The following is a 24,785-nucleotide window of genomic DNA, read 5'->3' on the forward strand; positions in this document are numbered from 1 at the left end:
TTCCCTGTGGGAGCGAGCCTGCTCGCGAAGACGTCGGCACATGCAACATCCATGTGACTGACAGACCGCTTTCGCGAGCAGGCTCGCTCCTACAATGTCCGCGTCAAGGCGACTGACCATGCCCACTGCCCTTTTCCGATTCATCTGTGCCATCGCACTGTTGCTGCCCATGCTCGCCCACGCCGGCGACGCCGAAGACTTCGTCGCGGCCAACCCGATGCAACAGGCCAGGCTCCTGGAAACCTGGGCCGCGCAGCCCGATCCGGCGCGTATCGAGTTGCTCAATGCCCTGCAACAAGGTGCGCTGATCATCGACGGCCAAAGCAAGACCCTGCGCCTGAACAATCGCCTGCGGGGTCTGATCGACACCGCCATGGCCAGCCATCAACTGCTCGCCGCTGACGGCAAAATCCGTCTGGCTGCCGCACAGCAATTGCAGAAAACCGCGAAACCCGCGCAGCTGAGATTCCTCGACCAGCAACTGGCTGGCGAAAAAGATGAAAGTGTCCACGCCGCCCTGAGCCTGGCGCTGGCCAATCTGCAACTGGTCGATGCGGATCCGGCGGTGCGCCTCGCCGCTGTGCGCCTGCTCGGCGAAACCGGTGATCCGCTGGCGCGCACACGCCTTGAAGGCTTGCTCGAACCCGGCGTGGAAAGCGATGCCGGCGTACGTACCGCCGCCGAAACCAGCCTCGCTCAGGTCAAGCGCAAATTGCTGATCGGCGAAATGCTCGGCCAGGCGTTCAGCGGCATGTCGCTGGGCTCGATTCTGCTGCTCGCCGCCCTCGGTCTGGCCATCACCTTCGGCCTGCTCGGCGTGATCAACATGGCCCACGGCGAGATGCTCATGCTCGGCGCCTACTCGACCTACGTGGTGCAACTGATGTTCCAGCGTTACGCGCCGCAGGCCATCGAGTTCTATCCGCTGATTGCGCTGCCGGTGGCGTTCTTCGTCACCGCGGCCATCGGCATGGCGCTGGAGCGCACGGTCATCCGCCATCTCTACGGTCGGCCGCTGGAAACCCTGCTGGCGACCTGGGGCATCAGCCTGATGCTGATTCAACTGGTGCGTCTGGTATTCGGCGCACAGAACGTTGAAGTAGCGAACCCGGCATGGCTGTCCGGCGGCATTCAAGTGCTGCCCAATCTGGTGCTGCCGTACAACCGCATCGTCATCATTGCTTTCGCATTGTTCGTTGTAGTGCTGACCTGGCTGCTGCTGAACAAAACCCGGCTCGGCCTCAACGTCCGTGCCGTCACCCAGAACCGCAACATGGCCGCCTGCTGCGGGGTGCCGACCGGGCGCGTCGACATGCTCGCCTTCGGCCTCGGATCGGGCATTGCCGGCCTCGGCGGCGTGGCGCTGAGCCAGATCGGCAACGTCGGCCCGGATCTGGGCCAGAGCTACATCATCGACTCGTTCCTGGTGGTGGTGCTCGGCGGCGTCGGTCAGTTGGCCGGTAGCGTGCTCGCTGCGTTTGGCTTAGGCATCGCCAACAAGATTCTCGAACCGCAGATCGGTGCGGTGCTCGGCAAGATCCTCATCCTCGCGCTGATCATTCTGTTCATCCAGAAACGTCCGCAAGGTCTCTTCGCACTGAAAGGACGGGTGATCGACTGATGAACCAGCCTCTGTTAGTCACGGCTACACAAAAGGCCGGGCCGAAAGCCACGCTCGCGGTCGGTGGTGTGATCCTTGCGCTGCTGATCGTACTGCCGCTGCTGTCATTGCTCGCGCCGGACAATGCCCTGCACGTCTCGGCCTACACGCTGACCCTGGTCGGCAAAATTCTCTGCTACGCCATCGTCGCCCTCGCGCTGGACCTGGTCTGGGGTTACGCCGGCCTGCTGTCGCTGGGCCACGGTCTGTTCTTCGCCCTCGGCGGTTATGCGATGGGCATGTACCTGATGCGTCAGGCGGCCGGCGATGGCTTGCCAGCGTTCATGACCTTTCTGTCGTGGAGCGAATTGCCGTGGTACTGGACCGGCACCAGCAGCTTCCTCTGGGCCATGTGCCTGGTGGTGCTGGCCCCGGGCTTGCTGGCGCTGGTGTTCGGTTTCTTCGCCTTCCGCTCGCGGATCAAAGGCGTGTATTTCTCGATCATGACCCAGGCCCTGACTTTCGCCGGCATGCTCCTGTTTTTCCGCAACGAGACCGGGTTTGGCGGCAACAACGGGTTCACCAACTTCCGCACGATTCTCGGTTTCGGCATCACCGAGCCGGGCACCCGCGCGGTGCTGTTTCTGGCCACGGTGTTGTTGCTGGTGGCGAGCCTGTTCATTGGCTGGCGCCTGGCACAGAGCAAATTCGGACGGGTATTGACCGCCCTGCGCGATGCGGAAAACCGCCTGATGTTCTGCGGCTACGACCCGCGCGGTTTCAAGTTGTTTGTCTGGGTGCTGAGTGCGGTGTTGTGTGGTCTGGCCGGTGCGCTGTACGTGCCGCAGGTCGGCATCATCAATCCGAGTGAGATGTCGCCGACCAACTCCATCGAAGCGGCGGTGTGGGTCGCCCTTGGCGGGCGCGGCACGCTGATCGGGCCGCTGCTCGGCGCCGGCGTGGTCAATGGCATGAAGAGCTGGTTCACCGTGGCCTTCCCGGAGTACTGGCTGTTCTTTCTCGGCGCGCTGTTCATCGTCGTGACGTTGTACCTGCCCAAAGGCGTGATCGGTCTGCTGAAGAAACGAGGTGAACAATGAGAGTCACAGCGAGTGCGGAATTCATGCTGGAACCTGCGTTCTTTCCCGTGGAACCGAACAAGGACGAAGGCACCAGTCGCGACTCGATCGGCCTCGGCCAGCGCGTCGGCCCCGGCCTCGATACGCGCCATGGCACGATCCTGACCCTGGAAGACATCAGCGTCAGCTTCGACGGCTTCCGTGCGCTGAACAATCTCAACCTGTATATCGGCGTCGGTGAACTGCGCTGCATCATCGGCCCCAATGGCGCCGGCAAGACCACGCTGATGGACGTGATTACCGGCAAGACCCGGCCCAGCCATGGCAAGGCCTGGTTCGGTGAAACGCTGGATCTGACGCAGATGAGCGAAGTGCAGATCGCCCAGTCCGGCATCGGCCGCAAGTTTCAGAAACCGACGGTGTTCGAAGCTTTGAGCGTGTTTGAAAACCTTGAGTTGGCGCAGAAGACCGACAAGTCGGTGTGGGCCAGTTTGCGTGCGCGTTTGAGCGGCGAGCAGAAGGACCGCATCAGCGAAGTGCTAGAAACGATTCGCCTGACCACCTCGGTCAATCGCCAGGCCGGGCTGTTGTCCCACGGCCAGAAGCAGTTCCTCGAGATTGGCATGTTGCTGATGCAGGACCCGCAACTGCTCCTGCTCGACGAACCCGTGGCGGGCATGACCGACGCCGAAACCGAGTTCACCGCTGAATTGTTCAAGTCGCTGGCGGGCAAGCACTCGTTGATGGTGGTCGAGCACGACATGGGCTTTGTCGGCTCGATTGCCGACCACGTCACGGTGCTGCATCAGGGCAGCGTTTTGGCTGAGGGATCGCTGGAACAGGTGCAGGCCGATGAGCGAGTAATTGAGGTTTATCTCGGCCGCTGAACTGCAAACGCTTTCCAAACTGTAGGAGTGAGCCTGCTCGCGATAGCGGTGTATCAGATACATAGACGTTGACTGACACTCCGCTATCGCGAGCAGGCTCACTCCTACAAGGGGACTCAAGGAGATTCTGGACATGCTGCAAGTCGACAAGCTGCATCAGTATTACGGCGGTAGCCACATCCTGCGTGGCCTGAGCTTTGACGTGAAAGTCGGCGAAGTCACCTGCCTGCTCGGCCGTAACGGCGTCGGCAAGACCACCCTGCTCAAATGCCTGATGGGCCTGCTGCCGGCCAAGGAAGGCGCGGTGAACTGGGAAGGCAAACCGATCACCACGTTCAAGCCGCATCAGCGCGTGCATGCCGGTATCGCCTACGTGCCGCAGGGCCGTGAGATCTTCGGGCGCCTGACGGTAGAAGAAAATCTGTTGATGGGTCTGTCGCGCTTTCCCGGCAGCGAGGCCAAAGAAGTCCCAGGTTTCATCTACGAACTGTTCCCGGTGCTGCTACAAATGAAGCAGCGGCGTGGCGGCGATCTGTCCGGCGGTCAGCAACAACAATTGGCGATCGGCCGAGCGCTGGCCAGCCGTCCGCGACTGCTGATTCTCGATGAGCCCACGGAAGGCATACAGCCGTCGGTGATCAAGGAAATCGGCGCGGTGATCAAACAGCTCGCGGCGCGCGGTGACATGGCGATTCTGCTGGTCGAGCAGTTCTACGACTTTGCCGCAGAACTGGCCGATCAATACCTGGTGATGTCCCGGGGCGAGATCGTTCAGCAGGGTCGCGGTGAAAATATGGAGGCCGAAGGTGTACGCGGGCTGGTCACAATCTAATGCGGCGGTCTAATCTGTAGCTTCCTAACGATAATCACAACACCATGAATTCAATTGCTGCACCTGCCCTGTTTACCCCCAGCTGGCACGCCGAGCTGGAACTGGCCTACGCGCGTTTCGGCGACTGCACGCGCCCGGTCATGCGCCGCCACCTCGGCCCGCTGCGGGTGCAAAAGCATCTGTACGCGGAAGGCCCCGAAGTCTGCCAGCACATCATCGTCCATCCGCCGGGCGGGATCGCTGGCGGCGATCGGCTGGATATCAGCGCCCGCGTCGAACCCGACGCCTGGGCACAGATCACCAGCCCCGGCGCCGCCAAATGGTATCGCGCGGGTGGGCCGGCGTATCAGCAGCTCGACTTGCAAGTCGCTGCCGGTGCGACCCTGGAATGGCTGCCGCAGGAAACCATCGTCTACAGCGCCGCGCAGGCCGAGTTGAGCACGACGATCGAACTCGAAGGCGATGCGCGACTGTTCTACTGGGACGTGGTGGCGCTGGGTCGTCCGGCCAGCGGCGAGCGTTTCGACCTCGGGCATTTTCAGGCGCACCTGGATATACGCCGTGACGGGCGGTTGCTCTGGCACGAACGACAGCGCATTGTCGGCAACGATGGTTTGCTCGACTCGCCAATCGGGCTGGATGGGCAACCGGTGTTCGCGACGATGCTGGTGACCGGTGAGATAGACGCCGAGCTGCTGGAGCGTTGCCGCTCGCTGGGGCATGAGGTGCGCGGGGATCTGACGCAATTGCCGGGACTGCTGGTGGCTCGTTGTCTGGCCAGTGAGGCGTTGCTAGCCCGCGCCTGGCTGATTGATTTGTGGCGACTGCTAAGGCCTGTGCTGCTGGGGCGCGAGGCTATGCCCCCCCGAATCTGGAACACCTGAAATGCATTGCCCTGTAGGAGCTGACGAGTGAAACGAGGCTGCGATCTTTTGATCTTGATCTTTAACAGCAAGATCAAAAGATCGCAGCCTTCGGCAGCTCCTACAGATCGCGATCGACCTGATCATTCTCAACTGCCGATATTGGATTCCAACAATGGACCTGACCCCACGCGAAAAAGACAAGCTGCTGATCTTCACCGCCGGCCTCGTCGCCGAACGGCGGCTGGCCCGTGGCGTGAAACTCAACTACCCGGAAGCCATGGCCTACATCTCCGCCGCGCTGCTCGAAGGGGCCCGCGATGGCCAGACCGTGGCCGAGCTGATGCACTACGGCACCACCCTGCTCAGCCGCGAACAAGTGATGGAAGGCATCGCGGAAATGATCCCGGAAATCCAGGTCGAGGCGACGTTCCCTGACGGCACCAAACTGGTCACCGTTCACCAGCCGATCGTCTGAGGCCGCGCCATGACTTATGCGATTCGCGATGCAACCCGGGCCGATCTGCCGGCGATCCGCGACATCTATAACGACGCCGTGCTCAACACCACGGCGATCTGGAACGAACAAGCTGTCGACCTCGGCAACCGCGAGGCCTGGTTCGACGCCCGTCAACTGCAGGCGTACCCGATTCTGGTGATCGTCGACAGCCAGAACGCAGTGCTGGGTTACGCCTCGTTCGGCGACTGGCGGCCGTTCGACGGTTTCCGTCACACCGTCGAGCATTCGGTGTACGTGCGCAGCGATCAGCGCGGCAACGGCCTCGGCCCGCAACTGATGAACACGTTGATCGAACGCGCCCGCACCTGCGACAAACACGTCATGGTTGCCGCCATCGAAAGCGGCAACGCCGCCTCGATCCGCCTGCACGAACGCGCCGGTTTCACCATCACCGGGCAGATGCCGCAAGTCGGCACCAAGTTCGGCCGCTGGCTCGACCTGACCTTCATGCAGTTGACCCTCAACCCCGGCGCACCGCCGCCGAATGTTCACAAGGAGTGATGTCGATGAACGCCGCCCAGTTGCGCCGCGTCAACGCTGAGAGTTTTGCCCACTATCGCCAGGGCCTGATCGATCTGCTGCTCGACGCCGTCGGTTACGGCGCCAGCGTCGGCTTCATGGCCGACCTCGATGCCGCGCAGGCGCGCGCCTATTTCGACGAGGTGCAGGACAACGTCAACAAGGGCAGCACGCTGCTGTGGGTGGTGGTCAAGGACGAGCAGGTGCTGGCCAGTGTGCAATTGGGCCTGTGCCAGAAAGCCAACGGTCTGAACCGCGCCGAAGTGCAGAAACTGCTGGTTCGCGAACACGCCCGCCGCCGCGGTCTCGGTCAGCAACTGATGCAGGCGCTGGAACTCGAAGCGCCCAAGCACAAGCGCGGCATGCTCTATCTCGACACCGAGGCCGGCTCGCCGGCTGAAGATTTCTACAAGGCGCTGGGCTACGTTCGCGCAGGCGAAATCCCTGATTACGCCTGCGACCCGAACGGCACCTATCGCCCGACCGCGCTCTATTACAAAGTCCTGCAAGGAGCCCAGCGATGATTCCTGGCCAATACCAGATCCAGCCCGGCGACATCGAACTCAACGTCGGCCGTCGCACCGTCAGCCTGAAAGTCGCCAACAGCGGCGACCGGCCGATCCAGGTCGGCTCGCACTATCACTTTTTTGAAACCAACGACGCGCTGACCTTTGATCGCGCAGCCAGTCGCGGCATGCGCCTGAACATTCCCGCCGGCACCGCCGTGCGCTTCGAGCCGGGGCAGAGCCGTGAGGTCGAACTGGTGGATTACGCCGGGCATCGCCGGGTGTTCGGCTTTGCCGGACGCATCATGGGTGATCTCTGACATCGGCGTGCACCGCCGCCCCTCACCCCAGCCCTCTCCCGAGGGAGAGGGAGCCGATCACCGATAGCCGCACGACCGCGATCAGTCCCCTCTCCCTCTGGGAGAGGGCTAGGGTGAGGGTCCATGGCTCACCACCATTTTCCTGAAGGACGCAGCATGAAGATTTCCCGCCAAGCCTACGCCGACATGTTCGGCCCCACCGTCGGCGACAAGGTGCGCCTGGCCGATACCGAGCTGTGGATCGAAGTCGAGAAGGACTTCACCACCTACGGCGAGGAAGTGAAATTCGGTGGTGGCAAAGTCATCCGCGACGGCCAGGGCCAGAGCCAGTTGCTCGCCGCCGAAGTGGTCGACACACTGATCACCAATGCGCTGATCATCGACCACTGGGGCATCGTCAAGGCCGATGTCGGCCTCAAGGACGGGCGCATTGCCGCGATCGGCAAGGCCGGCAACCCCGACGTACAGCCCGACGTGACCATCGCCATCGGCGCCGGCACCGAAGTGATTGCCGGCGAAGGCATGATCCTCACCGCTGGCGGCATCGACACGCATATCCACTTCATCTGCCCGCAGCAGATCGAAGAAGCGCTGATGAGCGGCGTCACCACCATGATCGGCGGCGGCACGGGACCTGCCACCGGCACCAACGCCACCACCTGCACCTCGGGTCCGTGGCATCTGGCGCGCATGCTCCAGGCCGCCGATGCCTTCCCGATGAACATCGGTCTGACCGGCAAGGGCAACGCCAGCCTGCCGGAGCCGTTGATCGAACAGGTCAGGGCCGGCGCCATCGGCCTCAAGCTGCACGAGGACTGGGGCACCACCCCGGCGAGCATCGACAACTGCCTGAACGTCGCCGATCAGTACGATGTGCAGGTGGCGATCCACACCGACACCCTCAACGAATCCGGTTTCGTCGAAACCACCCTCGGTGCGTTCAAGGGCCGCACGATCCACACCTATCACACCGAAGGTGCCGGTGGCGGCCACGCGCCGGACATCATCAAGGCCTGCGGTTTCCCCAACGTGCTACCGAGCTCAACCAACCCGACCCGGCCATTCACCCGCAACACCATCGACGAACACCTCGACATGCTGATGGTCTGCCACCACCTCGATCCAAGCATCGCCGAAGACGTCGCCTTCGCCGAGAGCCGTATCCGCCGAGAGACGATAGCCGCTGAAGACATCCTCCACGACCTCGGTGCGTTTTCGATGATCAGCTCCGACAGTCAGGCCATGGGCCGAGTCGGCGAAGTCATCACGCGAACCTGGCAGACGGCCGACAAGATGAAAAAACAGCGCGGCCCGCTGCCGCAGGATGGCGAAGGCAACGACAACTTCCGCGCCAAACGCTACATCGCCAAATACACGATCAATCCGGCGATCACCCACGGCATCAGCCATGAAGTCGGTTCGATCGAAGTTGGCAAATGGGCAGACCTGGTGCTCTGGCGCCCGGCATTCTTTGGCGTGAAGCCGACACTCATCCTCAAGGGCGGTGCGATTGCCGCCAGTCTGATGGGCGATGCCAACGCCTCGATTCCGACGCCGCAACCGGTGCACTACCGGCCGATGTTCGCCAGCTACGGTGGCTCGCTGCACGCCACCAGCCTGACCTTTATCAGTCAGGCGGCGCAGGAGGCCGGACTGCCGCAAGCCTTGGGACTGAAGAAGAAAATCGCGGTGGTCAAAGGCTGCCGCGACGTGCAGAAAACCGACCTGATCCACAACGACTATCTGCCGGACATCGATGTCGATCCTCAGACCTATCAGGTCAAGGCTGACGGTGTATTACTGTGGTGCGAGCCGGCGGAAACACTGCCGATGGCGCAACGTTACTTTCTGTTCTGATAACTGCCGGGGGCCGAATACGGACGGGCACATCCGTATTCAGCCGTGCACGGCAAAGGCTCAGGGAAACGCCCACGACATCTGTTGCTCGCTGTAGTTGTAATCCAGACGCAGCTCGGTGCCCGCGGGGATGTCCTGGGTGGCAAATACGGCGTTGAGGATAAAATCCCTGGTGACCAACTGTTTGCCGATCCATTGCTGCGCCTCGACATCGAACGGCACCAGCTCGACGTTGTACCCCTCCGTTGCCTGACGCACAGGCTTGCCCGTCGCGTCATATTCAAAGGTGGAGTTGATGCGGGACATGATGGTGTCACCCAGGATCGCGAGCGGATCAGGGATAAACTCTCCGGCGCCATACTTCAAACGTACACCGGCAAGCATGGTGAAGGTCTGCTCGTGGGGCTGGACGAAGCGTGCTGGCGTGATGGCCCCGCCGTAGACACCCAGCGCCTCGCCTTTGGCAATGCGCCGGTTGGCGACCACCATGGACTGACCGATCAAGGCCCGCTCACCGGGGGCTTGCATATCGGCTTCGGTAAACAAGCGCCATTGCAGCTTCTCCTCATACAGCCGCGCGACATCCTCGTACCCTTCAAACCTGATGTAAGGTTTGATCTGCTCGGAGGTGTAGAGATCGCCGTTTTCGAAGCGCACTTTCGTTTGCAGTTTTTTGATGCGGATCGGCCGGCCAGCGGTGTCCCGCAGCGGATACTTGCCGTTGTTGGCGCGGTTGTAGGTACCCAATTGATTGGCCAGGAATGAATAACGCGTTTCACTGCGCATCGTGTTCAGTTCTTCCGCCGTGTAAGGCTGGATCGGCATCGATTCGGAGGCCAGATAAAACGTCTCGCCAGCGCCTTCGTGATCACTGGGCAGCTCTTCGAGCGCCGACTCGAATTCATCGTCACTCTGCCGGCTTACACCGCGGTTTTTCCGCGGCAGGAGTACGGAGCCGTCCGCGGGCGCGGTGAAATCCTGCAGCGGATACCAGTGATTGTGCAGCGGGTCGAACGCGAGAGTGGGACCGGAGGCTCGCGCCTCGCTGGGTAATGTGGCCCGGTACAGACCGGTTTCGGCATCGACGCCAAGCAGGACGGTACCGCCATTCTGCAGGTCGGCGTATTGACGTCCCTTGAACACACGAAACCCCTGAGCATCGGCGCCTGGCAAGGCAACCGTCGAGGGAATCAGATAATGCTGCAGAGAAACGGCTTCAGCGGTCGCGGCCATCGAAGCGCTGGACGATGATGGGTGAACCTGGATGTTCGGCGTTGCGGCTGCGGTCTCGATCTGCCGCGTGCCGCCGCCGGTTCCTTGCGTATCGCGCGGGGTCTGGTGAATGACCGGATCGGGGGTAATGCGCAGCGTTTCAAGACCCTGCGCAGTTGCATCGCCAGGCGGGCGCGCAGGCGTGTTCACATCGGCTGTGGCCGTTTTGGGCGGTTTAGGTTTGACTGGCATGAGCAGGCTTCCTTGCAAAGTTTGCGTAGCGCTGGCCCGCGTGGCTGGCGCTACGACAGTCGGCATCCATTGCCGACCTGAGCGCGAAAAAGTATCAGACCCTGCTCACGCTTAACATGGATGGAAACACGCGCAAACACTAACCCGCTGATGACCCGCACACAGCCTTCAGACCCTCTATTCCACCACCAGGCGCCCCAACCGTTGCCGCAACATGCGGTTCTCGGCGCGCAGCGCTTGCACTTCCTCCAGCAGGTCCAGGGCCAGCGCCACGCCTTCCCACTCCAGCTCAAGATCACGCCGCAGCTTCGCCGCACGTTTGGCCAGCGCCAGTTCGTAATCGGTGAAGCGCCATTCCCGGGGCTGCGCGCCCTGAGGTTCGAGGATGCCGTGCTCGACGATTTCGATCACGTAGACGTCCGACAAATCGGCCGCCTCACAGAATTCTGCCAGGTCCAGTTGAACGATCAGGGGGCTGCTCATGATGGGCTACTCCGTCGTCGGGTTCAGAAGTTCTCTCGCGGGTTGAACGCGGCTTTCTTCGCCAGTTCCTGCCACAGCGCCTTGACCTCATCGTCGGACGCTTTCGGCATCACGGCCTTGAGTTGCACGAACAGATAACCGCGCTCGCCGGCCTTGTTCAGCAGGCCGTGGCCCTTGGCACGCATGCGCTGGCCATTCTGACTGCCGGCCGGAACCTTGAGGTTGATCTTGCCGGTCAGGGTCGGCACGGCCACTTCAGTGCCCAATGCCAGCTCCCACGGCGCCAGCGGCAAGGTAATGATCAGGTTTTCGCCTTCGACATCGAATTTCGGGTGGGGCGCAAAACGAATGGTCAGGTACAGATCGCCATTCGCTCCGCCACCGATGCCCGGTGCGCCCTGGCCCTTGAGGCGAATGCGCTCGCCGTCGGTCACGCCGGCCGGGATCTTCACGTTCAGGCTCTTGCTGGTGTTGCTCACGTGCTGGCCGTGCGCGTTGTATTGCGGCACCTGAAAGGTGACTTTCTTCGATTCGTTCGACAGGGTTTCTTCGAGGAAGACCGGCAATTCCATTTCCACGTCTTGCCCTCGGCGTCCGCGTGATTGGCGGCTCTCGGCGCCACCGAAACCGGGGCCGCGATTGCCGAAGATCGAACTGAAGAAGTCCGAGAAGTCGCCGGTGTCGCCACCGCCGCCGCCAAAACCGCCACGGCTCTGCCAACCCGGTGGCCCCTGGAACGGCTGACCGTGCTGGCCATAACGACGCAACTCGTCGTATTCGGCGCGCTTGTCGGCGCTTTTCAGCGCTTCATAGGCTTCCGAGGCGTCCTTGAACTTGGCCTCGGCGTCTTTTTCCTTGCTGACATCGGGGTGGTATTTGCGCGCCAGCTTGCGATAGGCCGCTTTGATGGCCTTGTCGTCGGCTGTCGGCTCCACGCCGAGTATCTTGTAATAGTCTTTGAAGTCCATTGAAGGATCACCATCCGTTATCGATTTCGCGCCGAGGCCAGCGTGCGCCCGAATGGCGCGTGCCGGGTTGACCGATCTCAAGGTTGTGACCGGGTGGCGCCGCAGAAGTTTATCGGCAGTGGACGACGGTTCTTGCGACCGCCGGTGTGTCTGCCGGCCCATGCCAGCAAGTTTGGGGCGATGCGGCGGTTTTCAACCTGCCAGGTGGCGAAATAGCGGATGACCGGCCTTCGAATCTGCCGCGCACTGACATACACTGCGCGGCCGTTTTTTGACCGGAATCCGAAAGACATGAAAGACGCCTCTCCAGCCCGTGCCTGCGGCATCGACTTCGGCACGTCCAACTCCACCGTCGGCTGGCTGCGCCCCGGCATGGACACCATGATTGCGCTGGAAGACGACAAGATCACCCTGCCGTCGGTGGTCTTCTTCAACATCGAGGAGCGCCGCCCGGTGTACGGTCGCCTGGCCCTGCACGAGTATCTGGAAGGCTACGAAGGCCGCCTGATGCGCTCGCTCAAGAGTCTGCTCGGTTCCAAGCTGATCAAACACGACACCAGCGTCCTCGGCACGGCGATGCCGTTCAAGGACCTGCTCGGGCTGTTCATCGGTCAGCTCAAGCACCGCGCCGAAGCCGCCGCCGGTCGGGAATTCGAACAAGTGGTGCTGGGCCGTCCGGTATTTTTCGTCGATGACGATCCGTTGGCTGACCAGGAAGCCGAAGACACCTTGGTCGAAGTGGCGCGCAAGATCGGTTTCAAAGACGTGTCGTTCCAGTACGAGCCGATCGCGGCGGCATTCGACTATGAGTCGACCATCGAAAAAGAAGAGCTGGTACTGATCGTCGACATCGGCGGTGGTACCTCCGACTTCTCGCTGGTGCGCCTGTCGCCCGAGCGCCGCGCTGTGGATAACCGTCACGATGACATCCTCGCCACCGGCGGCGTGCACATCGGCGGTACAGACTTCGACAAACAGCTGAGCCTGCAGGGCCTGATGCCGCTGTTCGGCTACGGCAGCCGGATGAAAAGCGGTGCCTACATGCCGACCAGCCACCATATGAACCTGGCGACCTGGCACACGATCAACTCGGTGTACTCGCAGAAGTCCACGCTGGCCCTGGGCAGCATGCGCTACGACATCGAAGACACCGGCGGCATCGATCGCCTGTTCAAACTGATCGAACAGCGCGCCGGCCACTGGCTGGCGATGGAAGTCGAAGAAACCAAGATCCAGCTGACCCACGCCGACAGCCGTCACGTGCCGCTGGACCGCATCGAAGCCGGCCTGAGCGTCGAGCTGACGCGTGCGCTGTTCGAATCGGCAATCGAAGCTTTGCTCGAGCGCGTGCGCGGCAGCGTTACGCAGCTGTTGAATGACGCCGGAGTTGCGGTCGATCAGGTCGACACGGTGTTTTTCACTGGGGGTTCGAGCGGCATCCCGGCCCTGCGCAACAGCGTGTCAGCAATGTTGCCGAACGCGCGGCATGTCGAAGGCAACATCTTTGGCAGCATTGGTAGCGGTTTGGCGATTGAAGCGATGAAGCGCTACGGCGCCATGAACTGACTACAATCTCTGTGGCGAGGGAGCTTGCTCCCTCGCCACAATGGTCGACAGCCAGACAGTCAGCTCAAACCATCCCGCCCAGCTTCAACTCACTCTTCAGGTACGCGTAATAAATCGGTCCCGCCACCACGCCCGGCAAACCGAACGCGGCTTCGAACACCAGCATTGCCAGAAGCAATTCCCACGATTTGGCACTGATCTGCCCGCCGACGATGCGCGCGTTGAGGAAGTATTCGAGCTTGTGGATAACGATCAGGTAGCCCAGCGCGGCGAGCGCTACCCAGATCGACAGCGACAGGCCGACGATGGTGATCAGCGTGTTCGACATCAGGTTGCCGATCACCGGCAGCAGGCCGAGCAGGAAGGTCAGCACGATCAGGGTTTTGGTCAGCGGCAGCTTGATGCCGAACATCGGCAGGATCACTGCGAGGAAGATCCCGGTGAACACCGTGTTGAGCAGGGAAATCTTGATCTGGGCGAAGACGATATTGCGAAACGCCTGCACCAGCAGATGCAGACGGTCGAACAGGGCCGCGGCCAGGGGTTTGCGCTTGGTCACGTCGGGGATGCGCTGCAGGGCGATGATCGCGCCGAGCACCATGCCGATAAGCAGAGTGACGAACATGTGCGCGGCGTCCTTGCCGACCAGTTGCAGGTCGGCCAGATGCTTGCTCGCCCACTCGCCGATCGCCACGCGAAATTCCGCCGCGCTGGCCGGCAGATAGGCGTCGATGAACGGCGGCAACTGCCCCCGCGCGCGATCGACCACGCCCATGAATTTATCCAGTGAAGCGCCCGGATTTTCCGCTTCATGCAAGAGGAAACTGATAGCCCCGGCGAAGATCAGCGCCAGCACACTCACCACCAGCGTGCCGAGCAGCGCCACCGCCAACCAGCGCGCACGCCGTCCTTCGATCAGCCGTTGCAGTTGCGGGGTGAGCATGTTGACCAGCTCGAACACCAGCAACCCGGCCAGCAGGCTCGGCAACAGGCGCAGCGGCAGCACCAGCAGCAGTCCGCCAAAAATGATGATGCAACTGACCCAGAACACAACATGACGCTGAGAAAACGTTGGCATACAGCCTCAAAACGAACGGCGTGAAAGGATGGGCAGTCTGCCAGCGATCCGGGGTTAGCACTAGGGATATGCGGGGTTTCGGATTTTCGTGCAACGCGTGCGATTTTCCCCCTCACCCTAGCCCTCTCCCAGAGGGAGAGGGGACCGATTGGGGGTTGCTCGAGAAATTTGCCGACCTGAACGTGCAGCGCCGAATCCGCCATCGACTCGGCAAACCACAGTTCCTGTCGGTATCCATGCGGTCGGTCCCCTCTCCCTCCGGGAGAGGGTTAGGGTGAGGGCAAATCTCAAGCCGACCGAATCAATCGGACACGCATGGCGCCCGCTTATTTCTTCTTCAGACACTCACTCATGAATGTCTTGCGCGCATCGCCGGTCAGCGCCTTGGTTTTCGCATCGGCATTGCAGGTAGTCATCTTCTGCTGCTGCGGGGTCAGCACCTTGCCATCGTTGGCCGCTGGCGCCGCTTTCAGGCAGGTGCTCATGAACGCCTTGCGCTCATCGCCCTTCAAGCTCTTGGCGGTCGCATCGGCATTGCAGGTGGTCATCTTGTTCTGTTGCGCCGTGGCGGCGAAACCCTGGGAACACAGGAGCAGACCGATCATCAACAACGGCACACGCAACATCTTCATGGAGTTTTCTCCTTGTTGCCGCACCGATGGATGCGGCCTCTGTCGCAGTGTAGTCAAAGCTTGTTACACCTTCCTGCCGTCGAGGTGGCTGCGCCGATACTGCTCTGGCGTACAACCGGCCTGGCGGGAAAACATGGCGATGAAGGCCGAGCCGCTGCTGTAGCCGAGATCGAAAGCGATTTCCTGCACCGAACGCGAGGTCTCCAGCGCTTCGATCGCCGCCAGATAACGCAGGCGCTGACGCCACTCGCCAAAGCTCATGCCCAGCTCGCGGACAAACTGCCGCGCCAGCGTGCGCTCGCTGACATGCACCTGCGCGGCCCAATGCGCCAAGGGCTGATTGTCGCCCGGCGCGGCCTGCAAGGTTTCCAGAATCGTCAGCAGCCCGGGACTGCTCGCATACGGCAGGTAACATTCCTGCACCGGCGCCTGTTGCAGTTGATCGACCAGCACCTGGGCCAGACGCTGGTCGGCCGAATGTTCGGGGATCTTCACATCGCGGGCGGCAAAGTCCTTGAGGATCGCCTTGAGAATGTCGCTGATTGCCAACGTGCAGGCGCGCGCCGGCAAGCGCGCGCAGACATCGGGATCAAGGCACACCGCGCGGTAGTTGACCGGTTGATGACTGTAGAAACTGTGCTCGACCTCGGGCGGCACCCACACCGCGTATTGCGGCGGCGACATGAAGCGACTGCCGTCGACATCCATGTGCAGCACGCCGTGGGCCGCGTACTCCAGCGTTCCCCAAGGATGCCGATGGGGGGCGGCATATTCGTGGGCATTGAAATCGGCATAGCGGAAGTACACCGCTGACGGCAATTGGCTGAATTCGAGCAAGTCGATGTGTTTACTGTTCATGCTGTCCGGATGCAGGCGCAGGTTGTCTGGTTCGCAGTATAGGCCTGCATCCAGACAGGGGATAATCGCGCTTCATCAATGTAGGTTTTGTCCCATGCAATACGCTTTTCCCCTGCTGGCGATTTTCATCTGGGCCGGCAATACCGTGATCAACAAACTGGCGGTCGGGGCGATCTTCCCCGCCGAGATCGGTTTCTATCGCTGGCTGCTGGCCGGGCTGCTGTTTACACCGTTCATGCTGCGCAAAGTCATCGCGCACTGGCCGCAGATTCGGCCGAACCTGGGGCGGATCTTCGTCCTCGGCGTGCTCGGCATGGCGGTGTATCAGAGCCTCGCCTACTTCGCCGCGACACAGACCACGGCCACCAACATGGGCATCATTCTCTCGCTGATGCCGTTGATGTCGCTGGCCATGGCGATCATCAGCCTCGGTCAGCGCCTGACGGCTGGCGCCCTGGTCGGCGCAGTGCTGTCGTTCGCTGGCGTGCTGGTGGTGGTGTCGGCCGGCAGCCTCGGTGCGCTGCTGCAACACGGGGTCAACATGGGTGACGCGATGATGCTGATCGCGACGCTGGCCTATGCGGTTTACAGCACGCTGTTGAAAAAATGGCAACTGCGCCTGCCACCGTTGGTGCTCCTGTACTTGCAGGTGCTGGTGGCGATTGTGGTGTTGTTTCCGTTGTTCGCGGTGTCGCCGAAGACCGGTTTGAATCTGCAGAACGTGCCGCTGGTGCTGTATGCGTGCCTGCTCGCTTCGATGGTCGCGCCGCTGGCGTGGATGCAGGCGGTGCAGCGGCTGGGGCCGAGCCGGACAACGTTGTTCTTCAATCTGCTGCCGCTGATTACCGCGATGATTGCCGCGGTGGTGCTGAGGGAGCAGTTGGCGATGTATCACCTGGTGGGCGGATTGCTGACCTTGGGTGGGGTGGTTGTGTCGGAGCGCTGGACCACAGTATTGGGCCGCAGGATCAGCGTCGCCTGATAAGGCCCCTTCGCGAGCAGGCTCGCTCCCACAGGTATCCGCATTTCAATGTGGGAGCGAGCTTACTCGCGAAGAACGATGACGCGGTTTGACTGTTAACACCCAGCCGCCTCCAGCCGCGCCGCATGCTCGACAAACAGCCGCACCGGATCCGCGCCCTTGCCCACCAGCCCCAGCGACTGATTGACGATGTCGAAATGATCCAGCGGATAGTCATCACCGATTACCGTGCCCAGATGCGAGCTGTAACGGCCGACCATGCCATCGCACTGCCCGCGCTCGCGAACGAAGGTCGTGGCGAACAGGCGGCAACTGCGATTGGTGCCGTCGAAAAGATTGCCACCACGATCGGTCTTGCCCGGTTGCAGCGTTCCTGACCAAGAGTAGTACCGTACACCGTTGACCTCTTCCGGGCCCTGCCCGCCCCAGGTTTGCGGCAACCCTTGTGGATACCGCTGATTGAACAAGGCAACGCCCGCCGTCGTCAGCGAGTGGTGGGAGGCGTGGATATCCACAGGCAATCTTGGCCCGTGATAACCGGTGTCGAGCATCGCCATGATCCAGCCGATCAAGCGCAACAATGCTTCGAGCAGACGCCCTTTGGCGGTGTTCGCCGGATAGTTTTTTTCCAGATGATCGGCCAGCTCCGAACCGTGATTCGGCCCGGCCACCGAGGTTACCGAGGCGACCAGATCGGGACGTTTCGCCGCTGCATAGCGCGCCGTCAGCGCGCCCTGGCTGTGACCGAACAGATTGACCTTCTGCGCCCCGCTCTCGCGGAGAATGTCCTCGATCCGCGCCAGCAACTGCTCACCGCGCACTTCGGTGGAGTTGAGCGGCGAAACCTGCACCGCGATCACCGTCGCACCACCACGGCGCAAGGCCTTGATGACGCCGAACCAGTACGGGTAAAGCACCAGCCGGACAAAGCCGAGCATGCCCGGCACCAGCACCAGTGGATAACGTGTCGACATGGGTTACATCCTTGTGCGCGGTAAGTGGAGGCCTGACGTGCAAGACGCCCGCCAAGCATCCACCGTGACGATGACAACTGAACGATGAGCCTACTTCAGCCCGCCACGATCCGCTCCACCGAAACCGGATTGACCAGCGTCAGGCCCTCCGGACATAGCAGTCTTCAGCAGTTCCTGCAGCGCGTCCGGCGTAAATCGCATAAAACTTTTCGCTTCGCTCAAGACTCACAACCTGGGTAGCGACCGCGTCTTCAGAACGTGGGCCCATCGGATTAGCCTCCAGGAGAATGAAATGAGTGACCTGCATTTGTCTGATGTTCAAACCCTGCGCGAACGCGCACGGCAACACGTGGAAAACGGCGCGGTCACCGAGACCTACAGTGCCAACCGTGAGGAGGTGCTGCGCTTGCTGAACGAGTCGCTGGCCACCGAACTGGTCTGCGTATTGCGCTACAAGCGCCACTACTTCATGGCCAACGGCCTGAAAGCCAACGTCGCCGCCGACGAATTCCTCGAGCATGCCAACCAGGAAGCCGAACACGCCGATCGCCTCGCTGAACGCATTGTGCAACTGGGCGGCGAGCCGGAGTTCAACCCTGACCTGCTGAGCAAGCTGTCCCACGCGCAGTACGTGGCCGGCAATTCGCTCAAGGAAATGGTTTACGAGGATCTGGTGGCCGAGCGTATCGCGATCGACAGCTACCGGGAAATCATCCAGTACATCGGAGACAAGGACCCGACCACCCGCCGTATCTTCGAAGACATCCTCGCCCAGGAAGAAGAGCACGCCGACGACATGGCGGACATCCTCAACGACCTGTAACCCTTAACAGCAAAAGATCGCAGCCTTCGGCAGCTCCTACACAAGGAACGCATTCCAAATGTAGGAGCTGCCGAAGGCTGCGATCTTTTGATCTGCCCTGCTTACTTGGTAGGTTTGACGGTCACCGGCGCCTTGCCCTGCTTCATCTGCCCCAGCAACGGCGCGCATTGATTCGCCCCCCCCCCGCCCGGCCCCCCCCGCCCCACCACCCCCGCCGCTGGTGCGGCGATCACGCCCAAGGCGACCATCCCCGCCCCACGCAGCATCAACGGTACGGCTTTGACGCCGGTATCCGGCTTGATGAACTTGCCGCGCACATACAGCGGCGAGCGCAGGGAGATCAGGCGCCAGCCCTTGGATTCAGGCGTCACGGTCAGATCGAGTTGCTCGGTGGCCATGTTTGCCGTGCCATCGATGTAGATGATTGCGTTCTCGGTATCGAAGACAAACAGCCGCGTGGTCGCCAGGCCGGTCTTGATATCGAAGTCCGCCGCCGCGCAATTGATCTTCACTTCCTTGTCGCCAAAGATCTTCCCGACCACGTAGTTACCGACATTGAGCCCGGCCAGTTCCATCAGCTCACGGCTGATCGCACCGTCGTTGATCAGCATCTTCAGATTGCCGTTGGCGCCGCCAAGCAGTTTCGCTACGGAGTTGCCACGGCCACTGATGTCGGCATCACCGTTGAGCTCGCCGAAACTGGTTTTCATCGGTTCGAAAGTCGGGAACAACTCTTTCAGCTTGAACTTGCGTGCGGTCAAACGCGCCCGGCCTTCCAGTGGTTCGGTACGACCATTGAGGCGAATCTGTGCATCCAGGGTGCCGCCAGCAACGCCGAAGCGCAGCGGTTCCAGGCTGAGCTCGCCATCGTTGAGTTTCACATGGGTATAGAGGTCGTTGAACGGCATCTTCTCGCTGTGGACGATACGTTTGCCGGTGAACTCGACATCGGCATCCATGGCGCGCCAGCGGTCGGTCTTGAACTCTTCTACCGGCAGAACCTTGTCCGCGGGTTGCTTGCTCGCACCGCCACGGGCTTTCTGTTCGGTGTTGGAGTCGGCGCCGATCAATGGCGCGAGGTCGGCGAACAGCAGTTGATTGGAGAGCAACGCACCGCTGAGTTTCGGCCGTGGCTGGCTGGCGATGTAGGTGAGGTCGCCGTGGATGTCGCTGTCGCCGATCTTGCCGTTGAATTTCTCGTAAGTGAATCTCGCCCCGGCCTCGTCGTGCAGCTTGGCGATCAGGTGGCCGTCGGTGGAATACGGTGGCGTGTCCGGCAGGGTTACGCCGGTCAGCGGATAGAGATTGCCAAGGCTATCGCCGGCGAGCTTCAGGCGCAGGTCGAGGGCGCCGAGGTTGAGCGGGTCGGTGAGGGTACCGGCCAGCTCGATACGGGTGTCGCCAATCTTCGCCTGGGCCTGCAACGGGAACGGTTTGCTCGCGTCCTGCAAAGCCAACAGTCCGCCGATCTTGCCCTGCCCGGTGAGATTCTGCGCGTGGTACTGGCCTTTGACCTTGAGCGCAAAAGCGTAGTCCTGCGGTGCGCCGCCCTTGTCCTGAGCGGTTTTCGCCGCTTTGTCGCCGACGATTTCGCTGAAGGGGATCGGCTTGCCGAGCGGGTCGATCAACACGTCGAGATTGGTTTTCAGGGTCTGATCGTCGAGGGTCACGTGGCCCTTATCGAAGCCGATCGCGCCGATGTCGACCACCCAGTTCGATGGCTCGGCGTTCGGGTCCTTGGGGTCGAATTTGAAGGTCCAGTTGGCGCGGCCATCGGCCAGACGTTGCAGCTCGGCATTCGGCTCGGTCAGGTCGATGCGCGGAATCACCACGCGCTGGGCCAGCAGGGCGAGCGGCGAAATGCGCAGCTCGACGCGTTTCAGCGTGACCATCTGCGGCTGCTTCGACCAGTCCGGATTGCCCAGGCTGAGATCCTCGGCGACCACGTGCGGCCACGGCACCCAGGCACGCCAGCCGCCCTCTTCCGACTCGCGCTGCCAGATCACCGCGAGGTTGCCATTGATAGCAAACGCCCGGTGCAGTTCTTCCGAGACTTTGGCGTTGATGGTGGGTTTGATCCGGTTCCAGTCGAAGAACACGATGATCAGAATCAAGGCTGCCACTAGCAGCACGAGGATAGCGAAGGTCCAGCTGAAGATTTTTCCAGTGCGCGTCATGCACAAAGCTCCTGATCACGACTGCACGCCGATTACCCGACGCACAGCTGAAACGGCAGACCGAAGCGGCCCCTATGCAGTCTGTGACTGGAGAAAGGCCCGCAGGTTTAATCGAAAGGCAGTTTAAGCCATAAAAAGCGCAGCAAATCTGACCGATCGGTCGAGCAGTGTTACCGCGACCCGCACTTTTACGAGGCGCGAGTGAGTCGAAAATACCCACGACGGTGCAAAACCGCCGCCCGCAAAGGCCCGTGCTAGAGCCTTCGCGTGGAACAATCAATTCTGTTGATTATTACCATTGCGTTTATGAACTTTTATATCGACTTATCGAGAGTAGCATTGCCCTCGTACCCACTTTATCGCCCTCCCAAGGAGCCACTATCATGAAACGCCAATTACTGCTCAGCCTTACCCTGTCGATGCTAGCCAGCACTGCTTTCGCCCTGCCCGCTGCCGATCAGGCCACTCCGCAAATCAAATCGAGCCACTCGGTGTTTAGCCAGACCGTAGCTTCCGACGGTTCCGAGCGCACTCCACAAGGTCAGACCCTGGCTGAAAACGGCCGCAACCGCCTCGCACAAAAAGGCCTGGTTCAAGACGGCGCGGATCGCACCCCACAAGGCCAGGCCCTGGCTGAAAACGGTCGCAATCGCCTCGAAGAAAAAGGGCTGGTGCAAGACGGTTCGGATCGCACGCCTCAAGGTCAGATCCTCGCCTCCGACGGCACCGAGCGCACCCCACAAGGCCAGACCCTGGCTTCCGATGGTTCCGAGCGCACTCCACAGGGCCAGACCCTGGCTGATGACGGCTTCGATAAAACCCCACTGGGTCAAGCCCTCGCTGAAGGCGGTGGTGACCGTGTGATCGAACGCAACAGCAAACTGAGCTGAGCCCATGACGGCCCGGCAAAAAAGCCCAATCAGCGGATTGGGCTTTTGACTTTTCAGCTTCTGTAAATTCCTCGCTGCACGACTCCCCGTTCGACGCCGACAAAGCCGATTTGCTAGAGTGCGGCGCTTGTCCTGCCGAAGAACACACCCTGCGATGCTGCCCCGCGCCGAACAGAAACAACAGACCCGCAACGCCTTGATGGCCGCGGCCCGCCACCTGAGGGAAGGCGGCCGGGGATGCGGCAGCCGGAGCCTGCGCGAAGTGAGCAAGACCGCCGGCATCGTGCCCACTGGGTTCTATCGTCACTTTGCCGACATGGACGAGTTGGGGCTGGTGCTGGTCAGCGAAGTCGGCCAGACCTTCCGCGAGACCATCCGCCTGGTGCGGCACAATGAATTCGTCATGGGCGGCATCATCGATGCGTCGGTGCGCATCTTCCTTGATGTGGTCAACGCCAACCGCTCGCAATTCCTGTTTCTCGCCCGCGAACAGTATGGCGGCTCGCTGCCGGTACGGCAGGCAATCGGACGCTTGCGCGAAAACATCAGCGCCGACCTCGCGGCGGACCTGGCGCTGATGCCCAAACTGCAACATCTGGATCTGGCGGGTCTGAGCGTGATGGCCGACCTGATCGTCAAATCAGTCTTCGCCACCCTCCCCGACATCATCGACCCACCGGCCGAAGCCTTGCCGGAGCACCTGACGCCGCAGGCGAAGATCACCCAACAGTTGCGCTTCATCTTCATCGGCCTCAAGCACTGGCAAGGGCTGGGCAGTACCGAATAACTCCCCCCTACCGCGACAACACATATCCCCTGTAGGAGTGAGCCTGCTCGCGATAGCGGTTTAACAGTCAGATATTTACTGACTGATCCACCGTCATCGCGAGCAGGCTCACTCCTACAAGGGTGCACCGCGACAGCCTCGATTTGGTGCATGACAAATTCTTCATGCACCAAAACCTTCCAGAATCCCCGCACCTGTTGAAAGATCGGATGCGCGCCGACAGCTATTTCCTACATCTCGTGCGATTGGCGCGGCCCTTGCTCTAGCCCAATCAACGTTCATTGCTGGAAGCTTTCCGATGCTGGTGATTCATCGCAGAATCGACCCTCAACCCGTCTGGGCCGCCGAGTTGCACCTGACCTTCGAAGCGCGCAGCAAAAGCCGTTTGCGCTGTTTCAGTGCCGAAGGCGAAGACGTCGGGTTGTTTTTGGAGCGCGGCCAGCCACCGCTGCATGACGGCGAATGCCTGCAGGCCGAAGACGGCCGCGTCGTGCGCGTCTGCGCCCGTCCCGAACAACTGCTCCATGTCACCTGCGCCAATGCGTTCGAACTGACGCGCGCGGCCTATCACCTCGGCAACCGCCATGTCGCCCTGCAGGTCGGCGATGGCTGGCTGCGCCTGCTCGACGATTACGTGCTCAAGGCCATGCTCGAACAGCTCGGCGCACAAGTCGAAGCCATCGAAGCGCCGTTCCAGCCGGAGCACGGCGCCTACGGCGGCGGCCATCATCATTCCCGCCACGGTGACGAGGACTTCAACTACGCGCCGAAACTCCATCAGTTCGGCGTGCGCCTGTGAATCCGGCCTGGGCGCTGCTGCGTCTGGCCAGTCCGCAATTGCCGATTGGCGGCTACAGCTATTCCCAGGGTCTGGAAATGGCGGTGGACAACGGCCGGGTTAACAACCCGGACAGCGCCCGACGCTGGATCAGTGATCAATTGCTGCTGAATCTCGCACGCTTCGAAGCGCCGCTGCTGTTGGCGCATTGCCGGGCGGCGGCGGACGAAAACTGGGCCGACCTGCAGCTGCTTTGCGAAAACCATCGTGCCAGCCGCGAAACCCGCGAACTGCATCTGGAGAGCCGACAGATGGGCTACTCCTTGCAGCAGTTGTTGAACGGTTTGCCGGAACTCGACGCGTCCGCCCGCGATTTTCTTGCACAGATCACAGAACCGCATCTGGCCCTGTGCTGGGCACTGGCCGCGCGCGCCTGGGGCATCAGCCCCCAGGACGCACTTGCCGCGTGGCTGTGGAGCTGGCTGGAAAACCAGCTCGCGGTATTGATGAAGACCTTGCCGCTGGGCCAGCAAGCCGCCCAGCGCCTGACCAGCGAGCTGCTGCCGCTGCTGCAACAGGCGCAGCACGACGCAAGCCAAATCAACCCCGAACACATCGGCAGCGCCGCTTTCGGTCTGTCCCTGGCCTGCATGGCCCATGAACGCCAGTACAGCCGTCTCTTCCGCTCTTAGGCCTGTTTATTTTGGAGAATGAAATGCAAACACAACCTCTGCGCGTCGGCATCGGCGGCCCGGTCGGTTCCGGCAAGACTGCGCTGACTTTGGCCCTGTGCCTGGCCCTGCGCGAGCGCTACAACCTCGCCGTGGTCACCAACGATATATACACCCGCGAAGACGCCGATTTCCTGGTGCGCAACGAGGCCCTCGCGCCGGAGCGGATCATCGGCGTGGAAACCGGCGGTTGCCCGCACACCGCAATCCGCGAAGACGCTTCGATCAACCTTGAAGCGGTCGACCAACTGAACCGACGCTTTCCTGGGCTGGATCTGATTCTGGTCGAGTCCGGCGGCGACAACCTCTCGGCGACCTTCAGCCCTGAGCTCTCCGACCTCACCATCTACGTGATCGACGTTTCCGCCGGCGACAAGCTGCCGCGCAAGGGCGGCCCGGGGATCTGCAAGTCCGACCTGCTGGTGATCAACAAGATCGACCTGGCTCCGCTGGTGGGCGCCTCGCTGGAAATGATGGACAGCGACACCAAACGCATGCGCAACGGCAAGCCGTTCGTGTTCAGCAACCAGAAAACCGGTCAGGGCCTTGAAGAAATCATCGCCTTCATCGAACGCCAAGGCCTGCTGACCGCCGCCTGATTCACTTATCAA

General features: G+C 61.5%; 26 protein-coding genes. 18 read left to right on the forward strand and 8 right to left on the reverse strand.

Annotated elements, in window-relative coordinates; genetic code table 11:
- Nucleotides 1–118 precede the first annotated feature (118 nt).
- The 10 genes from urtB (at nt 119) to ureC (ending at nt 8,983) form a co-directional block, all read left to right on the forward strand.
- On the forward strand, nt 119–1,621 hold the full coding sequence (gene urtB / locus AEQ63_RS09320; protein ID WP_064363022.1) for an urea ABC transporter permease subunit UrtB: 1,503 nt from the start codon (nt 119–121) through the stop codon (nt 1,619–1,621).
- On the forward strand, nt 1,621–2,700 hold the full coding sequence (urtC, locus tag AEQ63_RS09325; protein WP_064363024.1) for an urea ABC transporter permease subunit UrtC: 1,080 nt from the start codon (nt 1,621–1,623) through the stop codon (nt 2,698–2,700). The genes urtB and urtC overlap by 1 nt, the downstream gene beginning before the upstream one ends.
- Nucleotides 2,697–3,566 (forward strand): urea ABC transporter ATP-binding protein UrtD, encoded by an 870-nt coding sequence (gene urtD / locus AEQ63_RS09330; RefSeq protein WP_039756989.1) that lies wholly within the window; start codon nt 2,697–2,699, stop codon nt 3,564–3,566. The genes urtC and urtD overlap by 4 nt, the downstream gene beginning before the upstream one ends.
- Nucleotides 3,567–3,699: 133 nt before the next feature.
- Nucleotides 3,700–4,398, forward strand: coding sequence for an urea ABC transporter ATP-binding subunit UrtE (gene urtE / locus AEQ63_RS09335; protein WP_016771889.1), 699 nt, complete (start codon nt 3,700–3,702; stop codon nt 4,396–4,398).
- Between the two features lie 44 nt (nt 4,399–4,442).
- Complete coding sequence (locus tag AEQ63_RS09340) at nt 4,443–5,282, forward strand: urease accessory protein UreD (RefSeq protein ID WP_064363027.1); 840 nt, start codon at nt 4,443–4,445, stop codon at nt 5,280–5,282.
- A 154-nt stretch (nt 5,283–5,436) separates the two neighbouring features.
- Nucleotides 5,437–5,739 carry an urease subunit gamma gene (gene ureA / locus AEQ63_RS09345; protein WP_042608931.1) on the forward strand — a complete coding sequence of 101 codons (303 nt, stop codon included), beginning with the start codon at nt 5,437–5,439 and terminating at the stop codon, nt 5,737–5,739.
- A gap of 9 nt (nt 5,740–5,748) precedes the next feature.
- Entirely contained in the window at nt 5,749–6,282 is a 534-nt protein-coding gene (locus AEQ63_RS09350; protein ID WP_064363030.1) for a GNAT family N-acetyltransferase, read from the forward strand.
- Nucleotides 6,283–6,287: 5 nt separating this feature from the next.
- Nucleotides 6,288–6,824, forward strand: a complete 537-nt coding sequence (locus AEQ63_RS09355) for a GNAT family N-acetyltransferase (protein ID WP_042608933.1) — start codon at nt 6,288–6,290, stop codon at nt 6,822–6,824.
- A complete protein-coding gene (locus tag AEQ63_RS09360; RefSeq protein WP_064363032.1) occupies nt 6,821–7,126 on the forward strand; it encodes an urease subunit beta in 306 nt (101 codons plus the stop codon). The genes AEQ63_RS09355 and AEQ63_RS09360 overlap by 4 nt, the downstream gene beginning before the upstream one ends.
- Nucleotides 7,127–7,282: 156 nt before the next feature.
- Complete coding sequence (ureC, locus tag AEQ63_RS09365) at nt 7,283–8,983, forward strand: urease subunit alpha (RefSeq protein ID WP_064363034.1); 1,701 nt, start codon at nt 7,283–7,285, stop codon at nt 8,981–8,983.
- A 60-nt stretch (nt 8,984–9,043) separates the two neighbouring features.
- Here the strand turns inward: ureC and AEQ63_RS09370 are convergent, their stop codons facing one another.
- The 3 genes from AEQ63_RS09370 to AEQ63_RS09380 all read right to left on the reverse strand — a co-directional run bounded on the left by AEQ63_RS09370 (nt 9,044) and on the right by AEQ63_RS09380 (nt 11,898).
- Nucleotides 9,044–10,513 (reverse strand): hypothetical protein, encoded by a 1,470-nt coding sequence (locus AEQ63_RS09370; RefSeq protein ID WP_236705250.1) that lies wholly within the window; start codon nt 10,511–10,513, stop codon nt 9,044–9,046.
- A 111-nt stretch (nt 10,514–10,624) separates the two neighbouring features.
- Nucleotides 10,625–10,930: a chaperone modulator CbpM gene (locus AEQ63_RS09375; RefSeq protein WP_042608936.1), complete on the reverse strand. Its 306-nt coding sequence runs from the start codon at nt 10,928–10,930 to the stop codon at nt 10,625–10,627.
- Nucleotides 10,931–10,953: 23 nt separating this feature from the next.
- Nucleotides 10,954–11,898, reverse strand: coding sequence for a DnaJ C-terminal domain-containing protein (locus AEQ63_RS09380; protein WP_024011397.1), 945 nt, complete (start codon nt 11,896–11,898; stop codon nt 10,954–10,956).
- Between the two features lie 291 nt (nt 11,899–12,189).
- Between AEQ63_RS09380 and AEQ63_RS09385 the strand changes: the two genes are divergently transcribed.
- Nucleotides 12,190–13,464 (forward strand): Hsp70 family protein, encoded by a 1,275-nt coding sequence (locus AEQ63_RS09385; RefSeq protein ID WP_064363038.1) that lies wholly within the window; start codon nt 12,190–12,192, stop codon nt 13,462–13,464.
- A 64-nt stretch (nt 13,465–13,528) separates the two neighbouring features.
- On the opposite strand, the gene AEQ63_RS09390 is transcribed toward AEQ63_RS09385, so the two are convergent.
- The 3 genes from AEQ63_RS09390 to AEQ63_RS09400 all read right to left on the reverse strand — a co-directional run bounded on the left by AEQ63_RS09390 (nt 13,529) and on the right by AEQ63_RS09400 (nt 16,032).
- A complete protein-coding gene (locus AEQ63_RS09390; protein WP_039756974.1) occupies nt 13,529–14,542 on the reverse strand; it encodes an AI-2E family transporter in 1,014 nt (337 codons plus the stop codon).
- A gap of 326 nt (nt 14,543–14,868) precedes the next feature.
- On the reverse strand, nt 14,869–15,174 hold the full coding sequence (locus tag AEQ63_RS09395; RefSeq protein WP_064363040.1) for a PsiF family protein: 306 nt from the start codon (nt 15,172–15,174) through the stop codon (nt 14,869–14,871).
- 63 nt (nt 15,175–15,237) lie between these two features.
- Nucleotides 15,238–16,032 (reverse strand): AraC family transcriptional regulator, encoded by a 795-nt coding sequence (locus AEQ63_RS09400; protein ID WP_064363042.1) that lies wholly within the window; start codon nt 16,030–16,032, stop codon nt 15,238–15,240.
- Between the two features lie 94 nt (nt 16,033–16,126).
- Here AEQ63_RS09400 and AEQ63_RS09405 point away from each other — a divergent pair, with 94 nt between their 5' ends.
- Nucleotides 16,127–17,014, forward strand: coding sequence for a DMT family transporter (locus AEQ63_RS09405; protein WP_064363044.1), 888 nt, complete (start codon nt 16,127–16,129; stop codon nt 17,012–17,014).
- Between the two features lie 95 nt (nt 17,015–17,109).
- Here AEQ63_RS09405 and AEQ63_RS09410 read toward each other — a convergent pair whose 3' ends face one another.
- The gene (locus AEQ63_RS09410; RefSeq protein ID WP_064363046.1) at nt 17,110–17,988 is read right to left on the reverse strand and encodes an esterase/lipase family protein; all 879 of its coding nucleotides are present in this window, start codon (nt 17,986–17,988) and stop codon (nt 17,110–17,112) included.
- A gap of 292 nt (nt 17,989–18,280) precedes the next feature.
- On the opposite strand from AEQ63_RS09410, the gene AEQ63_RS09415 reads away from it, so the two are divergent.
- Nucleotides 18,281–18,811, forward strand: a complete 531-nt coding sequence (locus AEQ63_RS09415) for a ferritin-like domain-containing protein (RefSeq protein WP_042608942.1) — start codon at nt 18,281–18,283, stop codon at nt 18,809–18,811.
- Nucleotides 18,812–18,912: 101 nt separating this feature from the next.
- Here the strand turns inward: AEQ63_RS09415 and AEQ63_RS09420 are convergent, their stop codons facing one another.
- Nucleotides 18,913–20,988, reverse strand: a complete 2,076-nt coding sequence (locus AEQ63_RS09420; RefSeq protein ID WP_064363049.1) for an AsmA family protein — start codon at nt 20,986–20,988, stop codon at nt 18,913–18,915.
- Between the two features lie 383 nt (nt 20,989–21,371).
- Here AEQ63_RS09420 and AEQ63_RS09425 point away from each other — a divergent pair, with 383 nt between their 5' ends.
- From AEQ63_RS09425 to ureG, 5 genes are all read left to right on the forward strand, one after another.
- The gene (locus AEQ63_RS09425) at nt 21,372–21,878 is read left to right on the forward strand and encodes a hypothetical protein (RefSeq protein WP_064363051.1); all 507 of its coding nucleotides are present in this window, start codon (nt 21,372–21,374) and stop codon (nt 21,876–21,878) included.
- Nucleotides 21,879–22,032: 154 nt separating this feature from the next.
- The gene (locus AEQ63_RS09430; RefSeq protein ID WP_064363053.1) at nt 22,033–22,665 is read left to right on the forward strand and encodes a TetR family transcriptional regulator; all 633 of its coding nucleotides are present in this window, start codon (nt 22,033–22,035) and stop codon (nt 22,663–22,665) included.
- 298 nt (nt 22,666–22,963) lie between these two features.
- Complete coding sequence (ureE, locus tag AEQ63_RS09435; RefSeq protein ID WP_042608946.1) at nt 22,964–23,464, forward strand: urease accessory protein UreE; 501 nt, start codon at nt 22,964–22,966, stop codon at nt 23,462–23,464.
- A complete protein-coding gene (locus AEQ63_RS09440) occupies nt 23,461–24,135 on the forward strand; it encodes an urease accessory protein UreF (protein WP_064363055.1) in 675 nt (224 codons plus the stop codon). The genes ureE and AEQ63_RS09440 overlap by 4 nt, the downstream gene beginning before the upstream one ends.
- Nucleotides 24,136–24,158: 23 nt before the next feature.
- Nucleotides 24,159–24,773: an urease accessory protein UreG gene (gene ureG / locus AEQ63_RS09445; RefSeq protein ID WP_064363057.1), complete on the forward strand. Its 615-nt coding sequence runs from the start codon at nt 24,159–24,161 to the stop codon at nt 24,771–24,773.
- The last annotated feature ends 12 nt before the right edge of the window (nt 24,774–24,785 follow it).

Source organism: Pseudomonas sp. RIT-PI-o, assembly GCF_001297215.1.
In the GTDB taxonomy this organism is placed as follows: Bacteria; Pseudomonadota; Gammaproteobacteria; order Pseudomonadales; family Pseudomonadaceae; genus Aquipseudomonas; species Aquipseudomonas moraviensis_A.